Source organism: Methylobacterium organophilum, assembly GCF_022533465.1.
GTDB lineage: Bacteria > Pseudomonadota > Alphaproteobacteria > Rhizobiales > Beijerinckiaceae > Methylobacterium > Methylobacterium organophilum.
The window spans coordinates 470,682-493,769 of the sequence record NZ_CP092848.1; the positions used below are offsets into that span (position 1 = coordinate 470,682).

General features: G+C 64.5%; 16 protein-coding genes and 1 tRNA gene. 3 read left to right on the forward strand and 14 right to left on the reverse strand.

The genetic code is table 11. The features are described 5' to 3' along the window. Positions 1 to 37: 37 nt before the first annotated feature. From MMB17_RS02145 to MMB17_RS02160, 4 genes are all read right to left on the reverse strand, one after another. Positions 38 to 400 carry a hypothetical protein gene (locus MMB17_RS02145; RefSeq protein WP_238311779.1) on the reverse strand — a complete coding sequence of 121 codons (363 nt, stop codon included), beginning with the start codon at positions 398 to 400 and terminating at the stop codon, positions 38 to 40. After that, positions 397 to 1,941, reverse strand: a complete 1,545-nt coding sequence (locus MMB17_RS02150; protein WP_241100908.1) for a hypothetical protein — start codon at positions 1,939 to 1,941, stop codon at positions 397 to 399. Before MMB17_RS02150 ends, MMB17_RS02145 begins: the two co-directional genes overlap by 4 nt. Positions 1,942 to 2,036: 95 nt before the next feature. Further along, entirely contained in the window at positions 2,037 to 2,957 is a 921-nt protein-coding gene (locus tag MMB17_RS02155; protein WP_241100909.1) for an OmpA family protein, read from the reverse strand. Between the two features lie 7 nt (positions 2,958 to 2,964). Continuing rightward, a complete protein-coding gene (locus MMB17_RS02160) occupies positions 2,965 to 4,893 on the reverse strand; it encodes a peptidase domain-containing ABC transporter (protein WP_241100910.1) in 1,929 nt (642 codons plus the stop codon). Between the two features lie 255 nt (positions 4,894 to 5,148). On the opposite strand from MMB17_RS02160, the gene MMB17_RS02165 reads away from it, so the two are divergent. Both MMB17_RS02165 and MMB17_RS02170 read left to right on the forward strand, forming a co-directional pair. Then, positions 5,149 to 6,459: an HlyD family type I secretion periplasmic adaptor subunit gene (locus MMB17_RS02165; protein WP_238311783.1), complete on the forward strand. Its 1,311-nt coding sequence runs from the start codon at positions 5,149 to 5,151 to the stop codon at positions 6,457 to 6,459. Positions 6,460 to 7,065: 606 nt separating this feature from the next. Next, on the forward strand, positions 7,066 to 8,316 hold the full coding sequence (locus MMB17_RS02170; RefSeq protein ID WP_241100911.1) for a TolC family protein: 1,251 nt from the start codon (positions 7,066 to 7,068) through the stop codon (positions 8,314 to 8,316). A gap of 21 nt (positions 8,317 to 8,337) precedes the next feature. Here MMB17_RS02170 and MMB17_RS02175 read toward each other — a convergent pair whose 3' ends face one another. The 10 genes from MMB17_RS02175 to MMB17_RS02220 form a co-directional block, all read right to left on the reverse strand. Then, the gene (locus tag MMB17_RS02175; protein ID WP_241100912.1) at positions 8,338 to 8,757 is read right to left on the reverse strand and encodes a hypothetical protein; all 420 of its coding nucleotides are present in this window, start codon (positions 8,755 to 8,757) and stop codon (positions 8,338 to 8,340) included. A 911-nt stretch (positions 8,758 to 9,668) separates the two neighbouring features. Then, the gene (locus MMB17_RS02180; RefSeq protein WP_241100913.1) at positions 9,669 to 10,988 is read right to left on the reverse strand and encodes an amidohydrolase family protein; all 1,320 of its coding nucleotides are present in this window, start codon (positions 10,986 to 10,988) and stop codon (positions 9,669 to 9,671) included. Between the two features lie 23 nt (positions 10,989 to 11,011). Beyond that, a complete protein-coding gene (locus tag MMB17_RS02185; RefSeq protein ID WP_238311787.1) occupies positions 11,012 to 11,956 on the reverse strand; it encodes an ABC transporter permease in 945 nt (314 codons plus the stop codon). Further along, positions 11,953 to 13,002: an ABC transporter permease gene (locus tag MMB17_RS02190; protein ID WP_238311788.1), complete on the reverse strand. Its 1,050-nt coding sequence runs from the start codon at positions 13,000 to 13,002 to the stop codon at positions 11,953 to 11,955. Before MMB17_RS02190 ends, MMB17_RS02185 begins: the two co-directional genes overlap by 4 nt. Beyond that, the gene (locus MMB17_RS02195; RefSeq protein WP_241100914.1) at positions 12,992 to 14,515 is read right to left on the reverse strand and encodes an ABC transporter ATP-binding protein; all 1,524 of its coding nucleotides are present in this window, start codon (positions 14,513 to 14,515) and stop codon (positions 12,992 to 12,994) included. The genes MMB17_RS02190 and MMB17_RS02195 overlap by 11 nt, the downstream gene beginning before the upstream one ends. After that, positions 14,512 to 15,924: an amidase gene (locus MMB17_RS02200; protein ID WP_241100915.1), complete on the reverse strand. Its 1,413-nt coding sequence runs from the start codon at positions 15,922 to 15,924 to the stop codon at positions 14,512 to 14,514. Before MMB17_RS02200 ends, MMB17_RS02195 begins: the two co-directional genes overlap by 4 nt. 6 nt (positions 15,925 to 15,930) lie before the next feature. Further along, positions 15,931 to 16,914 (reverse strand): BMP family protein, encoded by a 984-nt coding sequence (locus MMB17_RS02205; RefSeq protein WP_238311791.1) that lies wholly within the window; start codon positions 16,912 to 16,914, stop codon positions 15,931 to 15,933. A 322-nt stretch (positions 16,915 to 17,236) separates the two neighbouring features. Further along, a tRNA-Leu gene (locus MMB17_RS02210) sits at positions 17,237 to 17,321 on the reverse strand. A gap of 210 nt (positions 17,322 to 17,531) precedes the next feature. Next, a complete protein-coding gene (gene leuC / locus MMB17_RS02215; protein ID WP_241100916.1) occupies positions 17,532 to 18,941 on the reverse strand; it encodes a 3-isopropylmalate dehydratase large subunit in 1,410 nt (469 codons plus the stop codon). Between the two features lie 683 nt (positions 18,942 to 19,624). Continuing rightward, complete coding sequence (locus MMB17_RS02220; protein WP_241100917.1) at positions 19,625 to 22,324, reverse strand: DUF4214 domain-containing protein; 2,700 nt, start codon at positions 22,322 to 22,324, stop codon at positions 19,625 to 19,627. Between the two features lie 107 nt (positions 22,325 to 22,431). Between MMB17_RS02220 and MMB17_RS02225 the strand changes: the two genes are divergently transcribed. After that, the gene (locus tag MMB17_RS02225) at positions 22,432 to 22,851 is read left to right on the forward strand and encodes a hypothetical protein (protein ID WP_241100918.1); all 420 of its coding nucleotides are present in this window, start codon (positions 22,432 to 22,434) and stop codon (positions 22,849 to 22,851) included. Positions 22,852 to 23,088: the final 237 nt, after the last annotated feature.

The following is a 23,088-nucleotide window of genomic DNA, read 5'->3' on the forward strand; positions in this document are numbered from 1 at the left end:
GCACGCTCCACCCCATGGACGTGGCGGGAGAACCCGCTCAAGCCATGGCGTCCGATTTCGAGAACTCAAGAATATTCTCAAGGTCTTCCCGCCCAAGGATCGACTTGAGGCGCAGACCGTAACCGTATTCGGTTGTATTCATGAGAGCGGCTTCCAGACTGAAGGGTCCGAACTCCACCAGAACGTCGTCTCCTCCTCTTCTGCGGAGGAGGTACGTCAGCGCGGGGCGCACGCGCAGGCCGCCCGCCGAGACTTCGTTCACCACCCCGTCGATGGAGAAGCCACGCTCGACGAACAGGATTTTCCCGCGGATCATGCAGGGAAACCGCTCGTGCACCCGGCGCGCGCGACCGCTGAACCGCCCGAAGGCCCGGGAGAGGCTCGGCACCGTGGCGATCATCGTGTCTCCCTCCGCAGGGCGTTCGTGAGCAGAGCCTCGGCGGCGGGCACCGCGGCCGAGCCGGGAGGGACCGACCGCGTTTCCGCATAGGCCGACAACCGGCGCAGGCGTCGCACGTCGCCGGGATCGAGCGGCGTCGAGGCGATCAGGCGGTCGAGATCGGCGATGACGTCGGTGACGGATTCGACCTCGGCGAACCGGTCCGGACCGATGGGCGTCCCGGACAGCCGCCCGGCGACCGAAGCTTCCAGAGCCGCGATCCTCTCGGTGATCTGGCGCAGCCCCTCCGAGGTGCGATTCAGGCCGTCATGCAGGCGGCCATCCTCGGATCGCTGCAGGTCGAGACGCAGCTGGCTGGCCCGGGCGGAGGCTTCGGTGATGTCGTTCAGCCGCGTGATCGCCGCCGTGAGCTGGCGCTGGGACGCCGCGAAGCCGCTGCCGATCGCTTCGATCCGCGCGTCCCGCTCCGTCTGCTCGGCGCGCGCCTGTTCCATGGCCTCCGCGATCCGCTCCAGCAGACTGCGCTGCCGCGCGATCTCCCGGTGCGATTCCGCCATGGTCGCGGTCAGCGAGGTCGTCTGCTCGGTGAGCCGTGCCGTGGCGGCGACGGTGGAGCGGGCGACCCGGAGAATGGTGCGCAGATGCGGCTCCGCCATCGGTCGGACCGCGGCCTGGGAGTCTTCCGACTGGGACGCGGCGACCCGCACTTTCGCGAGCGCATCGTCCTTCCGGGCCTGCTCCGCCGCCTCGATCTGCACGGTCTTGCTGATCCAGGTCTCGAACTCGTGCTTGAGCCGGAAGGCGGCCTTGCTATCGACCTTGCTCAGGCAGCCGATGATCAGGGATCCGATCAGCCCGAACAGCGAGGCGCCGAAGCCGGTCGACATGCCCTCGAGCGGGCGCTTGAGGCTCTCGATCAAGCCCGCGATCGCCCCCGCCCCGGCCGAGCCCGAGAGATCGAGGCTCCCCAGGATGCCGCCGACCGATTCCAGGGTGTGCATCAGGCCGATGAAGGTCCCGAGCAGCCCGAGGAGCACCATGAGCGCACCCAGATAGTGGCTCATGCCCTGCCGGTCGTCGAGCTTCGTCTCGACGTCGGAGACGAGCACCTGCATGGTCCCGGTCGGGATGCGGAACGATCCGTTGCGTTGAACCTCCTCCACGATGAGGTTGTAGGCCGTGGCGAGGACCGAGGGCGTGTTGTAGAGGACGGCGGGGTGGCGGATCCGGCGCAGCTGCGCGAGCTTCGCCTCGTCGGGCGCCCTGAGCATCCAATGGGCGTCCTCGTAGATCTCCTTCATCGCTTCGAGGGCGACGAACTCGTTCGCGAGCTTATGTGTGCCCGACACGGCGTTGTAGATGCCGAAAAGGCCCGCACTGAAGAGCAGCGTGAAGATATAGAGGTCCGCGGCCGCCGCCTGGGCAACGAAGTGGCGCTGCCACACGCCGAGGGCCACGATGACGGCGACGATACCGACCTGCTTCGCGACCTCGTTGCGGACAGCGTAGCCACGCCTGGTACCGGAATGCGTCGTTCCCACCGATCTGTCCCATGCGCCCGAGCGAGAGGCCGCCGTTCTAGGGCCCCAGAGTCAACATGGCGTTAAAAGTCTAGATCCAGACAGTTTTCGTCCGCTCAGGGCTTGGCAAAAACTCTGACGACATCCATCTCCTCGGGGGAGATGGACTCCCTGATCTTGACTTCGATCCGCGTCGCGGGGACTCCGGTCTTGACGAGCTCAGTCCGCGTTTGCATCGCACGGTAGTATGCAATGCGCCTTGCTTCGCTAACCGAACCAACCGTTGATTGAGCGAAGGCACGAATCTCCAGAGTTCCGCCTGTTACGCTCCTGTTGGCGCCGAGAAAGGCCTGAAGCTCCGTCGAGGCGGTGGGATCGATCTTGAAATGCCCCCGCCCGAACTTGAGGCTCAGGAACGCCTGAGACCGCTTCACCTCCACCGGCGCAGCCGGCGTGGGCGCGAGTTCCTCGGAGGCGATCTCGATATCCTTCGTCGCGGTGGCGACGCTGCGCACCGACAGATTGGTGACCCCCGCGATCTCGTCCGCCTGCCGCACCCGGCGGGCCTGGGCCGCGACGTAGGCGCCTGCGGCCCCCGTTTCGGCTTCGGCGCTGGGGGGCGTGGCAGGGGCATCGGCCGGGGGCGATTGCGGGATGGCAGCGGTCTCCACCCGCGCCGGTTCGGCCTTCGGGGTCGCCTCGACGCCCGGCGGCGCTGGCGGGACCGGGCCGCGCGAGGTCGACGGCGGGGCGGCTGCAACGGCCTCCGCCCGCGCCGGCTCGGCTTTCGGGGCGGCCTCGACGCTCGGCGGCGGCGCAGGGGGGACCGGGGCGCCCGCAGTCGGTCGCTGGATCTCCTCGGTCTTCTCGCGCTCGGCCTTGACTGCGTTCTCCACCGCCACCTTCGTGATCTGCTGCGAGAGCGCGAAGATCGCCATACCGAGGATGACGACGAGGAAGATCACGACCATCAGGATGTTCGAGAGAACGTCCACGAAGCCGGCCCAGGGATCCTCCTGCTGATGCTTGCTTGCCATGACGCCCTCACGCGGCCCGTGTCGCCACCTGGCTCATGACCTCGCGGGTCGGGCCGTCGGCGACGATGCGGCCGTTCTCCAGCCAGACGAGGCGGTCGACGAGGGACAGGACGGGCGCCCGGTGGCTGGCGACGATCACGGTGCGGCCCGCGAGGAACGGCCGGAGCCGCTCGATGATCCGCGCCTCGAACTGGCTGTCCATGGCCGCCGTGGGCTCGTCGAGGACGAGGACCGGCGCGTCGCGCATCAGCGCACGGGCGAGGCAGATGGCCTGTCTCTCGCCGCCGGACATCCGCCGCCCGTGCGGGCCGACCTCCATGCCGTATCCCGAAGGATGGTTGGCGACGAGATCCTTCACCGTGCTCGCATGGACCGCGGCCTGGAAGACCGTCTCGTCCACCTCGGGCAAGCCGCGCACGATGTTCTCGCGGATCGTCCCGTCGAAGAGCTCGCAGTCCTGGGGCATGAACGCGACCTGCCGGCGCAGCCAGCGGGGATCGAACTGGCGGATGTCGTGCTCGTCGACGAGGACATGGCCGGTATCCGGGGCATAGAGGCGCGGGATGAGGTGGGTCAGGGTGCTCTTGCCCGAACCGATACGGCCGATGATGCCGACCCGCTCCCCCGGCGCGATCGTCAGGTTGATGCCCTCGAGCGCCGGCCTGGGCTCGTTCGGGTAGCGGAAGGAGACCTCCGTCAGCCGGAGCCCCCCGGCGATCGGCGTCTTCGGCCGCAGCGCGTCGCCGGCCTGCTCGCTCGGAACGTGGCCCAGGGCCGTCGCATGCTTGAGGGATTCGCCCAGGCTGAAGGCGCGCACGAGGTTGGCGGCGAGAGCGGCGACCGGCGAGATCACGCGGCTCGTCAAAAGGATCGAGGCCACCAGGGCGCCGGTGGTCATGCGCCCGGAATTGATGAGGAAAACGCCGATCACGAGGGAGAGCACGTTGCTGCCCTGGAGGAGCGTGCTCGCGGCGAGGCCGGCGAAGGCCGAGGCGTTCCGGCCGAGATGCCCGTGGTAGCCCATGGAATCCGCGAGCCGCGCCCAGCGCGCCGAGGCCACCCGCTCGAAGCCCGCCGCCTTGACGGCCTCGAGAGCCCGGGTGCTCTCCTCGATCAGCGCAGCGCGATGCACCTGGCTGCGGGCGCTCGCATGGTGCGCCCGGCGCCCGGCGAGATAGGCGCCGACATTGACGCCGACGACGGCGAGGATGGTCAGGACCGGGGCGACCACCACCCATTCCGCGAGGAAGGCGACGTAGAAGAGGGTGGCGACCGCGAAGGGCAGATCGACGAGGAGGCCGGCGAGGAGCGGCGGGGCGGCGAGGCAGGCTCCCTCGATCGCCGAGAAGGCGCTCGACACGATCCCCGACCGCCGCTGGGCATGGGCGAGCTCGGCGTTCATGAGGCGGCCGAAGAGACCCTGCTGCAGCGCGAGGCTCGTCGAGATCCCGATCGCCTCCTGGATCCGGCCGCGCATCCGCCGGCAGAAGAGATCGACGAGGAGAACGATCACGATGCCCCCGGTCATCGCCCAGAGGGTCTCCACCGCGTGATGGGGAATGATCCGGTCGTAGACCGCCATGCTGTAGAGCGGGAGGGCGAGGACGAAGAGGTTCCCCAGAGCGGCGGCGAGGAGAAGCTGCGGGAAGAGCCGCGAGGCGAGGGTCGCCTTCACGATCCGCCGGACGAGGTCCGGGTCCCCGGGGGGCAGGGCCGGCGTCTCTTCGACCGGTTCCGCGCGGGCCGGCACGAGCACCGTCCCGGAATAGGCCTGATCGAGTGCGTCGCCGGAGAGCGTTTCCTCGCCCTCCGCGGTACGGCATCGGAAGGTGCCATCGGCCTCGCGCGCCAGGAGGCCGATCCCCGTCCCGTCGCGCAGGACCGCCACGCAGGGGAGCACGGCGGCATCGATGGCGGCGAGCGGACGGCTTTCCATGGCCATGCCGCCGGCCTGCAACGGCAGCTTGTCGAAAGCGGCGACGAGGTGCTCGCCCCTCGTAACGGACGGTTGTATAGATCGGGGACGACGGACGGCGCGCAAGGCCCTCGACCAGTCCATCGGGTTTCTTCGTACGGCCGCCATGTGAGCCTTTTCAGTCTTAGTCCGGGCTAGACTGGTAAACGGGCATGCTTAGCTGTCGATTAACAAAGCCGGAGCATAAGGAGCCATCGCATAACAGGGATGGTGAGGATGACGGACGAAGCGTTTCGGGCGCCGGCATGGAGAGCCGAGTCGCCGGAGCCGCCGCTCTGCGACCAGCTCGTGCGCGAGACGCACCGGACCGTCCTCCTAGGTCTCGCCGCCGGGATGATCGCCCTGCTGGCCTGGGCGAGCCTGACGCAGATCGATGCGGTGACGCGCAGCACCGGCATGATCGTGCCCTTCACGCAGAACCAGATCGTGCAGCATCTCGAAGGCGGCATCGTCTCGGAGATCCTGGTGCGCGAGGGCGATCGCGTCGAGAAGGATCAGGTCCTGGTGCGGATCCGCGACGTGCAGTCGGAGACGACGCTCCAGCAGACCCGGACGCAGCTCGCCGCCAAGCGCGCGACTCTGGCGCGCCTGGAGGCCGAGCTCGCGGGCGCGCCGGCGGTCACCTTTCCCACCGACCTCGCGGAGAACCGCATCCTCGACAGCGAGCGGGAGCTCTTCAGCCAGCGCCAGCGGGACCATAGCGAGCAGATCTTCATCCTGGAGGACAAGATCCGCCAGCAGGAGCTCGCCCTCGCGGGGCTGAAGGCCCGGCGCTCGAACCTGCAGCGGGAGCGCGAGCTCTCCGCGCAGCGCGCGCAGAGCCTCCAGCGCCTGAGCGACCTCGGGGCCGTGTCGAAGAACGAGCTCCTCCAGGCGCTCACGGCGCTCCAGCAGATCGACACCCGGATCGAGGATCTGGCGCACGACATCCCGCAGACGGAGGCGGCACTGAGCGAAGCGGCCCGCCAGCGCAATGCCGCCCTCCTGAAGTTCCGCTCCGACGCGGTGGAGGAGAAGACGAAGGTCTTCGTCGAGATCAGCCAGCTGATCGAGGCCGTCGCCGCCCTGAAGGAGCGTGCGGTCCGCACCGACATCCGGGCGCCGGTGTCGGGAACCGTCAACAAGCAGATGATCGCGACCGTGGGCGGCGTCATCGCCGCGGGCGCTCCGATCATGGAGATCGTCCCGCGCAGCGACACCATCGCCATCGAGGCGCAGCTCCCGCCGCAGGACCGGGCCGACATCTGGCCCGGCACCAAGGCGGTGGTGAAGATCACCGCCTACGAATATTCCGTCTATGGCTCCCTCGACGCGCAGGTCGTGGACATCTCCCCCGACATCATCAAGGAGAAGGACACGCCGCCCTATTTCCGGGTCCGGCTGAACGCGCCCAACCGCCTCGGCGACAACCGCCCGATCATCCCCGGCATGATGGCGAATGTCGACATCCTCACCAAGCGGCACACGGTGCTGCAATACCTGCTGACCCCCCTCGCGGAGGTTCGCGACATGGCCTTCCGCCGCTGATCGAAGGAGCGGCCCAAGGTCCGGAATCGCCTGGCCGAGCCACGTCGCCCGTGGCCGAAGGGTCCCGGACGAGCGGTCCCCTCGCGCGATGCGCCGCCCGATCGAGAACGTGGCGGCCTAGCGTGGCCCTTATGTCAGTCACCACGCGCCGCCTCAGCATTTACAACTGCTCGTAGAAGCCCTGTTCCGAAATTTGGACAAGACCCCGCCAATATTACATCCTAAGATTTCATTTTTCAGACTTGAACGACAGGATAGGACCCGGCGACCTTCAGTCTTGGCGGAGCGACACGATAAATTTAACCATATGTTAAGGATAACAAACCGTTAAATGCCCGGATCAACCGGGGTCCAGGAATGTTCGGTCGCAGGCGGCTCATCGCGAAAAGACTTTTTGCGATCGCGCTGCTGTCGCTCTCCACCGCCGGCTGCGTCAGCCAGCGTGCCGCTCCGTGCGTCGGGACGGAAGACTACCCCGTTCCCTCGAATCTCTGCCGCGAATTCCCGACGGCGACGATCCTCCCGCCCCCGTCCGAGACCGCGGAGCCTTCGCCGGCGGCCGACGGGAGCGGCCGCCCCGGCAAGGGAAAGGCCGGCGACACGGCAGTGGGGACGAAGCCGGCCAAACAGGGAAGCCTAACGGTCCCCGAGACCGTCCGGCTGCTCATCCGGGAGAACCCCGACATCGGCATCGCCGCGGCCCGCGAGAAGGAGGCCTTCGCCGCCATCGACGGCGCCCGGGCCAGCCTCTTGCCCTCGGTCGACCTCTCCACGGCCGTCGGGCCGCAGCGGAACTGGGAGACGCACCCTGCCGGCAACGCGATCCGGCGCGAGGCGGGTGTCAGCATCCGGCAGAGCGTCTACGATTTCGGCGCGGCGGCGAGCAACATCGAGAGGGCGGCCCTCTCCTACGACAGCAGCACCAAGGCCCGCATCGCCAAGACGGAGCAGACGGTGTTCGACATGCTCGATCTTCTGATGAAGGTCGAGCAGATCGATGAGAACATCCATCTTACCAAGAGGAACATCAAGGCGCACGAGACGATCCTCGACATCATCAAGACGAACGAGTCGAACGGCAACTCCACGGTCGCCGACATCAAGCGGGTGACCACACGCCTCGATGCGGCCCGCACGGCACTGATCGACCTCGTGACGGACCGGACCAACGCGGCCGATGCGTTCCGGCGCCTGACGGCGATGGACGTCGACCGGATCGCCGACACGGTGACCCCCCGGTTGAAGGACGACGTGATGGCCCTGGACGACGGCCAGCTCGATCGGAACCCCGAGATCCTCGCGATCCAGTACGAGATCTCGTCGCTCCGGGAGCAGCTCCACGCGGCCGAGCTCGGCCTGATGCCGAATGTCGGCATCGAGGCCGGCTGGCGGGTCGGTCGGCAGATGACCGAGCCGGACACGACTATCGATCGCCGCATGTACGGGAACGTCCTCCTGTCCATCCGGATGCCGATTCTGGACGGCGGCGCGAATACGAGCCTGCGCCAGCAGATCGCCGCCCGCCTCGAAGCCGCGACCCTCAAGCTCGACAAGCGTCGTCGCGAATTGCGCGAGGACGCACAGGGCGCCTCGCGCATCACGTCATCCGATCAGGACAAGTCCGGAACGCTCGCCTCGCGGGTGGCTGCGGCCCGCAAAGTCCAGGATCTCTCCCTGGAGCAGTTCAGGAACGGCGGCCGGACCGTCTTCGAGCTGCTCGACAGCCAAGTCGATCTCGTGAAGGCGGAGCAAGACCTGATCGCCCAAACCTACGCCCGACGCCGCGCGCAGATCCGGTTCCTGCTCCTGAACGGCACCCTCGTCAGCCGAATCCTCTCCTCGAAGACGTCCATCTAGACTCGGTCGCCGCCTCGCCCCCTAGGATGACGTGCGTTTCATGCCTTCGATGCGAGTGTTCCGTCGCGCCGCGAACGCCCAGATCGGGATGCCGTGGGGCCGCCCGGGCAAGTCGCGATAGTAGGTCGTCGTATCGAAGCTGATCCGATCCTCGCTGACGGCCGTTACGCGCCGGTCGGGCAGCATCAGGGCGCCGCACCAGCAGGTCCGCATCGTGCCCAGATCCGGATGCACTCCGAACAATTCGACGTCGCTCCACCCGTAGTGGACGGCCTCCGCCCCGAAGCGGTCGATGAAATCGAGGGCGGATTCGGAGATCCGCCGCCAGTCTTCGTCGCTCAAGTTCGGGCAGGGCGATGAAGGCTGCAGGGCGCTGAGGGCCGCCTGCCAGGCGGCCGCCTTCGGAGGGAGGAGATCAGGGGACAAGAGGGTGTCGGACATTCTCACGGTAGGGCTGGCCGCGCGTGGCGGCGATGGATGGCGGACAATCCCGCGGCTGCTCCCGACGGCGTCATGCCGACACAGTGCGAGGGAAGCGGGCGTGAACGAGACGTGCGACGAGGGTCATCCTACCCTCGTCAAAGGATGGGAAGCAGTCAGAGAAGCTTTCGACTGCAAAACCTCCAAAATTCTATCACATTTCGCCAACTTTCTATTTTGGTGGAACAACTACAAAAATCAAAAAGGCACCTGATAAAAAATCAAAACAAATCATGCACCAATAATATAATATTAAAAATAACTCCACCATAATGACAGTAAATATGTTATAACATTTGCGCTTGACGTAATCGTGTCACATGTATTGAATTACTTCACTGGCTTTTCAGATTGTATTCCTAATATAACATCTGTTTATTTTTGAGATCTTGCCAGCATCCGTAAATATTTATATATATATGATTAATCTGTCTGTTATCTACATTTCAGTCAGCGAGCTCTCGGCGTGGTTCGGGCGCGAACCCCCTTCCGGGAGAGAGGCTCTCCTGATCCTGGCCCGCCGTCGAAGGCCCTTGCCCCCGCCCGCCGGTCTTACGGAAAGGCGCAGCGGCACAGGGCCCGGGACAGACCGGGGCCAACAGCGTCGGTGGAGGCCTCTCGATCGGAGCCGGATTTTGCGTGCCGGCCCACCACAGGGCCTTTCCGGTTGGCTCGGATCGCCCGATCGCCGAGATAGGGCCATCGGATCCCCGCTTGCCGCAACGGCAGAAGCTCTCTCGGGCCGGGAAAGCCTGCCGACGGCTCGGCCATCGGGGGCGACCCTATCGGCGCCTCGGTCCTCTACGGCCGGACGCGCCCCCGACGCAGACCGGCGCGGCAGGTTCTTCCGCCGTTCAGAGCGAAGAGCCGTCTCAGATCCCGGAACGGGCCTCCGGCACGGTCGATCCGGCCGGGAGGAAATCGCGACCGCTATCGATCCGCGCCGGCCGGTCCGGCAGGCAAAGCTCGGTGATGCGCGGCGGGTTTTTCGCGATGACCTTGCCGCGCCGCAGGACGAGGAGCCGCGTCGGCTTCAGCCGCAGGGCCTCCACCACGTCCGCCGCCTGCAGGACGACGAGATCGGCATGGCAGCCGACCGCGAGGCCGTAGCCTTCGAGCCCCATGAGGCGGGCGGAATGGGTGGTGACGGCCTCGAAGATCCGGTGCTTGTCCGCGACGCTGCCCATCTGCGCCACATGGATCGCCATATGCGCGACCTCGAGCATGTCGGCCGAGCCCATCGCGTACCAGGGATCCATGGTGCAGTCCTGGCCGAGGGCGACGGTGAGGCCGGCGTCCATCAGTTCGCGCACCCGCGTCAGACCGCGCCGCTTCGGATAGGTGTCGTGCCGGCCCTGGAGCATGATGTTGATGAGCGGATTGGCGATGACCTGCATCCGCGCCTCGGCCATCAGGGGAATGAGCTTCGAGACGTAGTAATTGTCCATGGAATGCATGGAGGTGAGGTGCGAGCCGGTCACCCGCCCCTGCAACCCGAAGCGGACGGTCTCGGCGGCCAGGGTCTCGACATGGCGCGAGAGCGGATCGTCGGTCTCGTCGCAATGCACGTCGACCGGCAGGCCCCGCTCCGCCGCGATCCGGCAGATCGCCTCCAGCGAGCGGGCGCCCTCGGCCATGGTGCGCTCGAAATGCGGGATGGCGCCGACGACGTCGAGGCCCATGTCGAGGGCGCGTTCGAGGGAGCGCGGCCCCTCCGGTGCGCGGTAATAGCCGTCCTGCGGGAAGGCGACGAGCTGGAGGTCGATGTAGGAACGGACCCGCTCGCGCACCTCCAGGAGCGCTTCCGCCGTGACGAGGCGCGGATCGGAGGTATCGACGTGGCTGCGGATGTGGAGGAGCCCCTGCGAGACCGCCAGGTCACAGTAGCGCAGGGCCCGCTCGACCAGGGCCTCCTTCGTCAGGAGCGGCCGCAATTCGCCCCAGAGGGCGATGCCCTCGAGCAGCGTGCCGGAGACGTTCATCCGCGGCAGGCCGAGGGAGAGCGTCGCGTCCATGTGGAAATGCGGATCGACGAAGGGCGGGGAGACGAGGCGCCCGCCGACGTCGATCACCTCGCCGGCCTCGGCCGCGATCGCCGGAGCCAGGGCGGCGATGCGCCCTCCCCTCACGGCGATGTCGATGCCCTGGCGGCCGTCGGGAAGCGTGGCGTTGCGCAGGATCAGGTCGAACATGGGCTCTTTCCGGAGGAAGCGGATCAGCGCTCGCCGCGCCGATAGGGCTGCATCAGGGCCTGCGGCACGCGGGCGTTGCGCGCCATGGCGGCGAGCGCCGCGATGGACAGGAGATAGGGGATCATCAGGAAGAGCTGATACGGCACGGCGCCGTTCAGCACCGTCTGCAGCCGGAGCTGGAAGCCGTCGAAGAAGGCGAAGAGCAGCGCGCCGAGAAGGGCGCGGCCCGGCCGCCAGGAGGCGAAGACCACCAGGGCGATGCAGATCCAGCCGCGGCCCTGCATCATGGTCGGGAAGAAGCTGTTGAAGGCCGACAGCGTCAGGTAGGCGCCGCCCAGGCCCATCAGGGCGCTGCCCACCACGACGGCGCCGTAGCGCAGGACAATCGGGTCGATGCCCTGCGCCTCCGCCGCATGCGGGTTCTCGCCCGTCAGGCGCAGGGCGAGGCCGAGGGGCGTGCGGGCGAGGATATAGGCCAGGACCAGGGCGAGGAGGATGGCGAGGTAGGTCGGCGGCGTCTGGGAGAACAGGGACGGGCCGACCAGGGGCAGCGTCGACAGGCCCGGGAGCTCGACCGGCTGGAACGGCGTGATCGTCGGCGGGGTGCCGGCCACCGGCACCATCAGCCGGAAGACGTAGTAGCCGAAGCTCGACGCGAACAGCGTCACCCCGAGCCCCACCACGTGCTGGGACAGGCCGAGGGTGACGGTGAGCACCGCGTGGAGCAGGCCGAAGGCCGCCCCCGCCAGCCCCGCGACGAGCAGCCCCGTCCAGAGGTCGGCCCCGCGATAGACCGCGAGCCAGCCGATCATGGCGCCGAAGGTCATGATGCCCTCGATGCCGAGATTGAGGACGCCCGCCCGCTCGCAGAGGAGCGCGCCGAGGGTGCCGAAGATCAGGGGCGTGGCGATGCGCAGGACCGCCGCCCACAATCCCGCCGAGGAGAGGATGTCGAGGAGATCCATCATCGCGCGATGCGGTACTGCGTGAAGAAGAGCGCCACGAGCATGGCGAGGAGCGAGAGCGCCACGGTCACGTCGGCGATGTAGGTGGGAATGCCCATGCCGCGGCTCATGCCGTCCGCCCCGACGAACATCGCCGCGATGAACAGGGCCGCCAGCACGGCGCCGAGCGGTTGCAGATTGGCGAGCATGGCGACCACGATGCCGGAATAGCCGTAGCCCGGCGACAGATCGGTCGTGACATAGCCCTTCACGCCCATCACCTCGACCGCGCCGGCGAGCCCCGCCAGGCCGCCCGACATCATCGCCACCAGGACCAGCGTACGCCCGAGCGGCACCCCGGCGAAGCGCGCCCCCGCCGGGCTGAGGCCCGCCGCCCGCGCCCGCAGGCCGAAAGTGGTGCGGGCCTGGACGAACTGGACGACCAGGGCCAGCAGGACCGCGATGGCGAGGCCGATGTGAAGGCGCGAGCGATCCAGCAGCTTCGGCAGGCGCGCGGCGTCCGCGACCGAATCCGATTGCGGCCAGCCGAAGGCCAGGGGATCCTTGAGCACCGTGTCGATCAGCATCGAGACGAAGAGGACGGCGACGAAGTTGAGGAGCAGCGTCGTCACCACCTCGTCGACGGAGAAGCGCAGGCGCAGCCAGAGCGGCAGCAGCAGGAGCAGCATCCCGGCCGCCGCCCCGACGACGAGGAGCAGCGGGATCTGGACCGCGGGGGGCCAGTCGCCGACGAGATGGGCGCTCACGGCCGCCACGGCGATCGCGCCGAGATAGAGCTGGCCCTCCGCGCCGATGTTCCAGAGTCGGGCCCGGAACGCGACCGCGGCCGCGAGCCCCGTCAGGATCAGGGGCGTCGCCCGCGTCAGGGTCTCGGTCGTGGCGAGGCGGGAGCCGAAGGCGCCCTGGAGGATGCGCAGATAGGCCTCGGGGACCGACGCCCCGGCCAGCGCGATGAGCAGGCCGGCCACGGCAAGCGCCGCGAGGACGGCGATGACCGGCGTCGCCAGCACGAGCAGGGCCGGGCGATGCGCGCGCCGCTCAAACCGCATGGGAGACTCCGTCCTTCGTCCATTCCCCGGCCATCATCAGCCCGAGCCGTTGGCGGTCGACGGCCTCCGCCGCGACCGGGGGCGACAGGCGCCCGCCGACGATGGCCTGGACCCGGTCGGCCAGGGCCAGCACCTCGTCGAGGTCCTCGGAGATCAGCAGGACCGCCGTGCCGGCCCGGCGCGCCGCCAGGAGGTGCCCGTGGACGGCGGCCACGGCGCCCTCGTCGAGCCCGCGCGCCGGCTGGGCCGCGACCAGGATGCGAGGATGCTCCACGAGATTGCGCCCCAGGATCAGCTTCTGCATGTTGCCACCGGAGAGAAGGCGGATGCGGCTCGTCGGCCTGCCGCCGCGCACGTCGAACCCCTCGATGATGCGCTGGGCGAAGGCGATGCCGGCCCGGCGGTCGACGAGGCCACGCCGCGAGAAATGCGGCAGGCGTTCGAGCACGGCGTTCTCCCAGAGCGCCATCTCGCCGATCGCGCCCTCCCGGTTGCGATCCTCGGGGATGCGGCCGATGCCCGCTGCGATCGCCTCCGCCACGCCGAACCGCTCGACCTCGCGGCCGAACAGGAGGAGGGAGCCGGCGCTCTGGCGCGCGGTGCCGCCGAGGAGCCGCGCCAGATCCGCCTGGCCGTTGCCCGAGACGCCGACGATGCCGAGCACCTCGCCGGCCCGCAGCTTGAAATCCACCGCCTTGAGGCGATCGACGCCGCCCTGGCGCAGGGTGATCCCCACCGCCTCCAGCACGGTCTCGCCGGGGGTCGAGGCCTCGCGGCGCGGACGCGTCACGGCGCGGCCGACCATCAGCGCGGCGAGTTCCGCCTTGCTCGTCGCGCCGACGGCGCGCTCGGCGACCCGCTTGCCGCCGCGCAGCACGACGATGCGGTCGGCGGTGGCCATCACCTCGTCGAGCTTGTGCGAGATGAAGATCAGGGAGAGCCCCTGCCGGACCATCGCCTTCAGGGTCGCGAACAGCCGCTCCGCCTCGGGATTGGTGAGCACCGCCGTCGGCTCGTCGAGGACGAGGATCCGCGCGTCGCCGTAGAGCGCCTTCAGGATCTCGACCCGCTGCTGCTCGCCGACGGACAGATCGCCCACCCGCGCATCCGGATCGACCTCGAGCCCGAAGCGGGCGGCGATCTCCGCGAGCTTGGCGCGGGCCGCCCCGGTCCGGGCGCGCAGCGACCAGAGCCGCTCCGTGCCGGCCGTGACGTTCTCGAGGACGGTGAGGTTCGGCGCCAGCGAGAAGTGCTGGTGCACCATGCCCACCCCGGCGCGAATCGCCGCCCGCGGCCGGCCCGGCGGCAGCGCGGCGCCCATCACCCGCACCGTGCCGCGATCGGGCGTGTAATGCCCGAACAGGATGCTCATCAGCGTGGTCTTGCCGGCGCCGTTCTCGCCGAGGAGCGCGACGATCTCGCCCTTCCCCAGGCTGAGGGAGATGTCGTCGTTGGCGAGGTGGGCGCCGAAGCGCTTGCTGACGTTGCGCAGCTCCAGGACCGGACCGCTCACGGCTCGAGCCCCGCCACGGGGAAGCGGTGGCGCCAGCGCCCCTCCGCCTCGAGCAGGCCGGCGAGCGCCAAGAGCCGCGGCTCGCCGCCCATCGGCGCCAGGAGCTGCACCGGCAGCGGCAGGCCGTCGCGATCCGCGCCGAAGGCCAGGGTCAGGGCGGGAAAGCCGGAGACATTGGCGAGCGGCGCGAGAGGCGCGAAGGTGAGCATGCGCCGGAAATGCAGATCGATGTCGTCGTGATCGCTCGGGAAGCTGCCGAGCGGCCGGGGCGCCTCCGCCAGCATCGGCGCGAGGAGCACGTCGATCCCCTCGAAGACCTGCCAGAGATCGCGGCCGACGAGGACCATGTCCCGCATCAGCGCCCAGATCTCCGTGGCGCGCATCGCCTGGCCGCGCGCCGCCACCGCCTGCGTCACCGCTTCCGTCTTCGACAGGGCGAGGCGCAGCCGGGCCGCCACCTCCGCCAGGTTGACGGCGACGATGCCGGCGAAGATGCGCCCGCTGTCCAGAGCCAGCCGCTCGATGGCGGCGGCATCGAGCGGAACGAGGCGATGGCCGAGGCGCTCCAGCGCCCGTCCCGCCGCCTCGACGGCCTCCGAACGCTCCGGGCTCGTCGGCAGGGCAGCACCCGTTTCCGTGAGGAGGCCGATGCGCAGGGGCGCGGCGGCCGTCGCCGGGGCGAAGGCCGGCGGCGGGAAGGGTCCCCGCGTCTCACCAGCAAGGGCATGGAAGATCGCGGCCGCATCGCGCACCGAGCGGCAGACGGCGAGCTCGCTCGCCAGGCCGCCGACATGGTTGCCATAGGCGGGACCGCCCGGGATCGAGCCCCTGCCGGGCTTGAGGCCGACGAGCCCGCAACAGGCCGCCGGAACGCGGATGGAGCCGCCGGCATCCGTGGCATGGGCGATGGCGACGATGCCGGCCGCCACCGCCGCGGCCGCGCCGCCGGAGGAGCCGCCCGCCATGCGCTCCGGCGCGAGCGGATTGCGGCAGGCGGGCCCGGCGGCCGGCTCGCTGGCGAGGGAGAGGCCGAATTCCGGGCTGGTGGTCAGGCCGAAGGGGCAGAGGCCGGCCGCGCGGAAACGGGCGGCGAGCACGCTGTCGGCGCTGGCGTCGGAGCGCGGAACCGCCCGCGACCCCGCCGCCACCGGCAGGCCGGCGAAGGGACCGCCGAGGTCCTTGGCCAGCGTCGGGACGCCGGCGAAGGGCATGGTGGCCCGCGGCGCGGCATCGACGGGCATGGCGTCGATCGCGGCCGCCCGTGCCCGGCCGTGATCGGGGGCCTCGAAGACGATCGCGCCGAGCGCGCCCTGCGCCGCCCCGGCCGCGATCGCCGCCTCCATCGCGGTGCCGGCCGTGAGGCGCCCCGCGGCGATGGCGGCGGCGAGGGCGGTCGCATCCGCGAGCATGGCCGCCTACTTCGGCTCCGTCTTCACCTGCGGAACCACGAAGCCGCCGGTCTTGATCGCCGACCGCCGCTCCTCCATCGCCGCCTCCGCCTCGGCGGGCGCCACGCCCTTCACATAGGCGATGTCGCTGCCGCCCTCCTTCATCAGCCCGTAGGCCGTGTAGTCCCGCCCCGCCGGCTTGCCGGCGGCGACATCGGCCAGTGCGGCATCGAGGATCGGCCGGAAGTTCCAGAGCGCGTTGGCGAAGACCGTGCCCGGATAGCGCGGGGTGTAGTCGATCAGCGATCCGACCGCCTTGATCCCGCGCTCCTTGGCGGCATCCGCCGTGCCGATGCGCTCGCCGAACAGGATGTCCGCCCCCGCATCGATCTGGGCGAGGCCGGCCTCGCGCGCCTTGGGCGGATCGAAGAAGGTGCCGATGAAGGTCACCCGGTGCTTGGCCTGCGGATTGACCGCCTTCACGCCGGCGGCGAAGGCGTTGATCAGCATGTTGACCTCGGGGATCGGCATGGCGCCGACCGAGCCCACGATATTCGACTTCGTCATCCGCCCGGCCAGCATGCCGGCGAGGTAGGCCCCGTCGAAGTTCCAGGTGCCGAAGGTGCCGAAATTGTCCCCTGCGGGCTGGCCGCTGGACCCCATCACGAAGGCCGTCTTGGGGTAGTCGGCGGCGACCTCGCGCGCCAGCTTCTCGACCGGGAAGGTCTCGCCCACGACGAGCCGCGCCCCCTGCTCGGCATATTCGCGCATGGCGCGGGGATAGTCGGTGCCCGAGACGCCCTCGGAGAAGACGTACTCGATCAGGCCCTCCCGGGCGGCGTCCTGCAGGGCCTTGTGGAGCACCGCGTTCCAGGCGTTCTCGACCGGAGAACCGTGGATGCCTGCGACCTTGAGCGGCGTGGCCGCCCGGGCGGGAACCAGGGAGCCGGCGCCGAGGGCCAAGCCGGAGGCCAGCACCGAACGCCGGGACACAAGACCTTTCTGCGCCATCGAACCCGATTCCCGTTTTTTACCATTTGGTAAAAAACAGCTAGAATCTGCCTAAAATACTGTCAAGTTTGCTTTCGCCCAAACAATGGGCATTGCCTGGCCCAATATCAGGCTGCCACACCGCAAAAGGCCAACCGCCCGCTCCGTAACAGGGGCGCGCGATGCGGGGTGATCCGTTCTAATCGGGCCGCCTCGGGGCAAGCGACATCGGCCGCACCATCCCGCAGGACGGTACGCGACAACACCTTCCTATCGAGAAGGCGCGGGCTCTGGCCGGATAATCTGTCTGAAGTCTTTGCGGATCAGCGCTTGAGGCCGCTGATGGTGCCCAGGAAAGGACTCGAACCTTCACCTCTTGCGAGACTGGTACCTGAAACCAGCGCGTCTACCAATTCCGCCACCTGGGCGCGCGGACCTTTGCGGTCGGCGACGGGGTTCGTTTAGGGGGCAACGGGCGGGGCGTCAATCGCTGAAATCGCCCCTTCGCCTCGAAAACGCTTCGGAGCCGCACCCCGAAGGCCCCGAAGCCGAACCGCGGGGGCTTCGAGGCCGTCTCGCGGGGCTTCGGGCCGGCCGGAGGCGCCGCGGCCCGCGCCGCGGCGCCTCCGAAAACCGCCTCAGCCGCGCCAGTCGCGGATATCGACGAAGCGGCCGGCCACCGCCGCCGCGGCCGCCATGGCCGGGGAGACCAGGTGGGTGCGCCCGCGCGGACCCTGGCGGCCCTCGAAATTGCGGTTCGAGGTGGAGGCGCAGCGCTCGCCGGGCTTGAGCTTGTCCGGGTTCATGCCGAGGCACATCGAGCAGCCCGGCTCGCGCCAGTCGAAGCCCGCCGCCTTCAGGATCCGGTCGAGCCCCTCGGCCTCGGCCTGGGCCTTCACCAGGCCGGAGCCGGGCACGATCATGGCCGAGACCCGCTCGTGCACCTTGCGGCCCTCGACCACCTTGGCCACGGCGCGCAGATCCTCGATGCGCCCGTTGGTGCAGGAGCCGATGAAGACCCGGTCCAGCGCGATGTCGGTCATCTTCGTGCCGGGGGTCAGGCCCATATAGGCCAGGGCCTTCTCCTTGGACTGCCGCTTGTTCTCGTCGGCGATCGCCGCCGGATCCGGCACGGTGCCCTGAATCGAGACCACGTCCTCCGGGCTGGTGCCCCAGGAGACGATGGGCGGCAAGTTGGCCGCATCGAGCCGGATCTCCCGGTCGAAATGCGCGCCCTCGTCGCTCACCAGGCTCTCCCAGTAGCGCCGGGCGGCGTCAAAGGCGGCGCCCTTGGGCGCCTTCGGCCGGTCCTTCACATAGGCGAAGGTGGTCGCGTCCGGCGCGACCATGCCGGCCCGCGCCCCGCCCTCGATCGACATGTTGCAGATCGTCATGCGCCCCTCCATCGAGAGGGCGCGGATCGCCTCGCCGGCATATTCGATGACGTGGCCGGTGCCGCCGGCGGTGCCGATCTCGCCGATGATCGCCAGGATGATATCCTTGGCGGTCACGCCGGGGGGCAGCGCCCCGTCGACGGTGACGCGCATGTTCCTGGCCTTGCGCTGGATCAGCGTCTGCGTGGCGAGCACGTGCTCGACCTCGGAGGTGCCGATGCCGTGGGCCAGCGCCCCGAAGGCGCCGTGGGTCGAGGTGTGGCTGTCGCCGCAGACGATGGTCTGGCCCGGTAGGGTAAAGCCCTGCTCCGGCCCGATGATGTGGACGATGCCCTGGCGGCGGTCCAGCGCGTCGTAGAACTCGATGCCGAAATCGCGCACGTTCTCGGCAAGCGCCTCGAGCTGGGTGCGGCTCTCGGGATCCTCGATGCCCTTGCTGCGGTCCGAGGTCTGCACGTTGTGGTCGACGACGGCGAGCGTCTTGCCCGGGGCGCGCACCTTGCGCCCGGCCACGCGAAGCCCCTCGAAGGCCTGGGGAGAGGTCACCTCGTGCACGAGGTGGCGGTCGATGTAGAGGAGCGCGGAGCCGTCCGGCTGAACATCGACGACGTGGTCGTCCCAGATCTTGTCGTAGAGGGTGCGGGGCGCGGTCATGGCCTTCGGATCTTCATCGAGTGCATCATCCGCCCGGGCCGAAGCCCGACGACAGGGCTGCCGGCGAAATCTGCGTGGAGCGCTTCTAATAATATCGCGGGTGGGGTTTCGGAAGGGGGCCGGGCGCGGGGGTGGGGTTGAGGGACTTGTGTTTCGCGGAAACCGATGAAGAGCGAAGCCGCTGTCGATATCGGCTAAGCCTTGATGCGCAACCTTGTAATCGCGGCTGTGGATCGCCCAGCAGACTGCAAGGCGCTCCTCCATACACATGGCCGCCGGCATCCCCGAACTGCTGCGTCAGAAGTCGACAGGCCTGTTCGGGTGCATCCCGCAGCCAGGGATTGGGGGGGGCGTACCGAAGCGATCAGTGAAGAAGTGAAGAGGTGTCGCTCGGCAGGGCAGCCATTCCGACAAAGGCAGCGGCTTTGATCAGCGGATGGAACGGGAAGCAGATCAACAGGTGAATGGAGATAGAGAACGCTCATTACGCCCCAAATCAACGACGCACTCAGGAAAGCAGATCAGCGCCATCAGATTTATCACATTATTCCCTCAAAATTGGATCCTCATTTTGTTTGGACTGATTGATTTGATACACCCCTACGTCCTCACAATAAAATTACCACTTTTTTGCTAAACAAATATTTTAGTATAATATTTGTCTAGTACTTTTTATAGCTCATCTAAGTCACAACCCAGCCCGACTCAATTTGCGACAGAAGCCAATGCTGACTTTCTTGACTTTCGGCAATATCGATGATCAAATCAGAACGACTAATTCCGGACTGCAGATCATTAACGCACCGATCAAGTTCTGCACTTGTGGCATGCCTTCCATCCGCTCTGGAAAATATATTTTGAACAAATTGGTCATCTGAAATATTATCAAAATTTGAGCGACCCTCATCAGAAAAGTACAATATATTTTCGACCTCTGATAGCGACGTTCCGCCAGATAATTGATCAGCATAATAATGCAGACCGCTCTCATCGGGTGCTCGCCCAAATGTTACGTGAAACAAACGGGCAACATCTGCAACATTCTTATCAACTACGAATACTCCAGAGTCAAAATTATCACTAATCAAATCTTTGTGCTCAGAAGAATTATTAAATTCCTCAATAATCTCAGATCTGCTTTCACCTTGATCAAGTCGATCTTTATAATAAGCAAGCCCATCATCATCTGCACTGCGATGCAGCATGCGATCATAAACAAATTCCACAAATTTAGTATTATCTAATGCATCTGCCACATCTTTATATTCATCAGTTGCCATGATTTTATTTATTACGCTCTGGAGCCATAGCGTGTTCGGCACTTCGGCAGTGTGCTGCTCCAATTCAAGCGATGTGGGCGCCCTACCGAGCAATCCTTCATAGACAGAATACACTCGGCCTGACGCACTTTCAATATTGTTGCTTATATACCCAAAGTCGGCAACATTGCGCGGCAATATGACATCTACTGCCCGATCAAGAAAATTGATATGCTCAACAGACCTCAGATGATTGCTATCAAAACCATCACTACCGCGTAAATCTACAATGAATTCAGCAATGTCTTGATCTGATACAGAAAAATTAATTTCATAATCATTAGAAAAGCCTGATATAAGAGCAGTATCCTCACCGGTCCCGCCAATCAGTATGTTGACGCCAGGGCCACCATCTAAAATATCATTACCAGCCCCACCAGACAAAATATCGTCACCAGAACGGCCGATGAGTTTATCGACACCCTCACCGCCTCGAATATCATCACTCCCGATGCTGCCAGTGAGAACATCATCTTGATTCGTTCCTGATATCAAAGAACCCTGAACAGCCGATCTTAAATAATAAACTTCATTCTGCGCAATGCGATCATCAGCATCGCTAATAGCAGGACCTTCATAAAGAGGGCTGGAAAATACTCCATTCCAATTATCATGAGGATTATCATTAATGTAATCACTTTTCTCTGGATCAGAAATGTAGGTATTTGCGGCTTGAGCAAATGCCGACTGGTAAGCTTCACTGTCGAGTCCGCCCCAGTCGTTGTCATAAGTTAGATGTATACCTAGATCCCCATCTTGAAAATTTTTGATAGTTATATTTGATGACCAAAGCGCTTGATAACCCATATCAGTCAGTTCGGATGACAGGTCATTAGCCTGAAAATATATTTTTAGACTATTCTCTCCTCCATTATTTGTCAGACTAAATGAAACATCGTAAGCAGAATGAAGCCTAACCTCAGGACCTTTGTAATTAAAAAAAGGCCCATAACTTGCCCAGCTTTCGGAATCAGCCTTGTGTCCAATTCCGCCTTTTATTTTAATTGTATCTGAAATGTAATTTAACGTGCTTTCAACTGGCTTGCCATTCTCATTTGACCAAAGGCGATCCGAAAGCACGACGAGTTTATCATTTTTTCCTGCGCCTGAAATAACTTCATCGCCTGGGCTAACTACAAAAGTTGTTCCAAGTTCTTTGTTTTTCGCGGAAGGGTCTATAGCAACCACGGTATTTAATCCAGAACCTGTATTGATAATATTACCTCCGTTTTCTACAACAATCGTTGTATTGTTTCCATCTGTGATAATGTCGGCGCGCCGTCCCGCGCCCCGAATATAACCACCCACTCTATCTCCAACAATAATGTCGGGAGCTAAACTAGAAAAATCATTTCTCGTGCCATTTTCCGCAAGCTTAATTGCCGTGTAAAACTCGCCTGGCCTTATATATGAGAAGGAAGATAAAACTGGGTCTGAAGATAGATTTTTGTCTGTTGATCGAGAAAGAATACCTGCAACATAGTCTGGCCCTTGGCCGTCGCCAGCGATGTGAGTAACCGCCATTCCGCCACTATCACCGTAATCTGATGATATCGGGCTAATAAACTCTCCGTCACTCACGGATTCAGAGCTAGCTGGACCGTCGGTTGAGACCTGCCCATATCGATAAATAGAACGATCTTTCATAAAATTGTTATAAGCAGAAGAACTGTCATAAACTATAAACGGATTAATCAGTTCATTATCAACCTCCGCATTAGAAACAACATAAGCCAAATCATTTGATGACTGGGTTGGATTGCCATTGGATTGGGGACGCCAGTCACGCAAAAAATGCCATGTAGCATCGTTACCCTCTATCGAAGCGCTCCTTGCTTTGAACTCAATTACTGGATATGGCGCCCTTTGACTCTGAACCTGCGCATCGAAACCATGGGCAGCCGAGAAATAAATTCCATTGCCAAGCGGAACTGCGCTCTCAAAATTCTCGCCACTATTAAAATTGTAAAGTAATTCACCTGTTACTGGATCTTTGCCGATTTCGCTCGTACCTGGGACATAACCATCCAGAATCAAATTGATTCTCTGTGTGAATGTCGACATGCGAGATTCCGATCGCTTAGAAGTTCGATTGGCCCCACCAAGCCTAGCCAATCAACTTTCGATTGCACTCATTCACCATGAAGCTATTTTAAAAGAGAGGTCACATCATGTCAAATTTCAGAGTCAAATCATGTAATTTTGTATTACATTTTATTATTATGATAAATTATACTTTTGCATATTTATTTTCAGCATATGCCAACGACATTCAAACAATCGATCATTGGCCCCCGCAACAAGACTGCCACAATGGTAAGCAACTGTTTCTCTTTTCTGGCTTTCCACCGTGGCCTAAAGGTAAAAAAGTTAAACTCATGAGAGGAGCTCTCTTCTTTAAAGATCCAAAAGCATTATACAAATATCTCAATAATAATGATTTACTTTCAGAATTATTAGATAGAAGGGATATATTTAAGATAAAATCCGGACATGAAATAGTGACATTAGAACATTTTTCATGCTATTCAGGACAAGCTCATGACCCTGATTTGGGAGATGGCTACGTTGTCGTAGAACCATTTTTTTGATATGGTTTCTAATATTGCCCTCGATCATAAACCGTAGTTGCTTAGCATTAGGGCGTTGCCGAGTGTCGGCCCGACAGGCTGATGGTCGAGGCTTCCAAGGATTTCTCCTCACGCTCGGCTGCCGCCGCGTCGACGCGGGAAGCGCTCATATGAGCGCCACGGCTCGATTGCCCCTCCCCGGGCGCGGCGCTAAGGCCGGGGGGTTGCGTGGCCGTGAGGGAGCCCGGTTGCCGTGGG

Excerpts from the sequence above, each read along its gene's own strand:
- MMB17_RS02155 (WP_241100909.1), bottom strand. The coding sequence starts at position 2,957 with ATGGCAAGCAAGCATCAGCAGGAGGATCCCTGGGCCGGCTTCGTGGAC.
- MMB17_RS02145 (WP_238311779.1), bottom strand. The coding sequence starts at position 400 with ATGATCGCCACGGTGCCGAGCCTCTCCCGGGCCTTCGGGCGGTTCAGC.
- MMB17_RS02180 (WP_241100913.1), bottom strand. The coding sequence starts at position 10,988 with ATGTTCGACCTGATCCTGCGCAACGCCACGCTTCCCGACGGCCGCCAG.
- MMB17_RS02225 (WP_241100918.1), top strand. The coding sequence starts at position 22,432 with ATGTCAAATTTCAGAGTCAAATCATGTAATTTTGTATTACATTTTATT.
- MMB17_RS02190 (WP_238311788.1), bottom strand. The coding sequence starts at position 13,002 with ATGCGGTTTGAGCGGCGCGCGCATCGCCCGGCCCTGCTCGTGCTGGCG.
- MMB17_RS02220 (WP_241100917.1), bottom strand. The coding sequence starts at position 22,324 with ATGTCGACATTCACACAGAGAATCAATTTGATTCTGGATGGTTATGTC.
- MMB17_RS02200 (WP_241100915.1), bottom strand. The coding sequence starts at position 15,924 with ATGCTCGCGGATGCGACCGCCCTCGCCGCCGCCATCGCCGCGGGGCGC.
- MMB17_RS02165 (WP_238311783.1), top strand. The coding sequence starts at position 5,149 with ATGACGGACGAAGCGTTTCGGGCGCCGGCATGGAGAGCCGAGTCGCCG.
- MMB17_RS02175 (WP_241100912.1), bottom strand. The coding sequence starts at position 8,757 with ATGTCCGACACCCTCTTGTCCCCTGATCTCCTCCCTCCGAAGGCGGCC.
- MMB17_RS02185 (WP_238311787.1), bottom strand. The coding sequence starts at position 11,956 with ATGATGGATCTCCTCGACATCCTCTCCTCGGCGGGATTGTGGGCGGCG.
- leuC (WP_241100916.1), bottom strand. The coding sequence starts at position 18,941 with ATGACCGCGCCCCGCACCCTCTACGACAAGATCTGGGACGACCACGTC.
- MMB17_RS02160 (WP_241100910.1), bottom strand. The coding sequence starts at position 4,893 with ATGGAAAGCCGTCCGCTCGCCGCCATCGATGCCGCCGTGCTCCCCTGC.
- MMB17_RS02205 (WP_238311791.1), bottom strand. The coding sequence starts at position 16,914 with ATGGCGCAGAAAGGTCTTGTGTCCCGGCGTTCGGTGCTGGCCTCCGGC.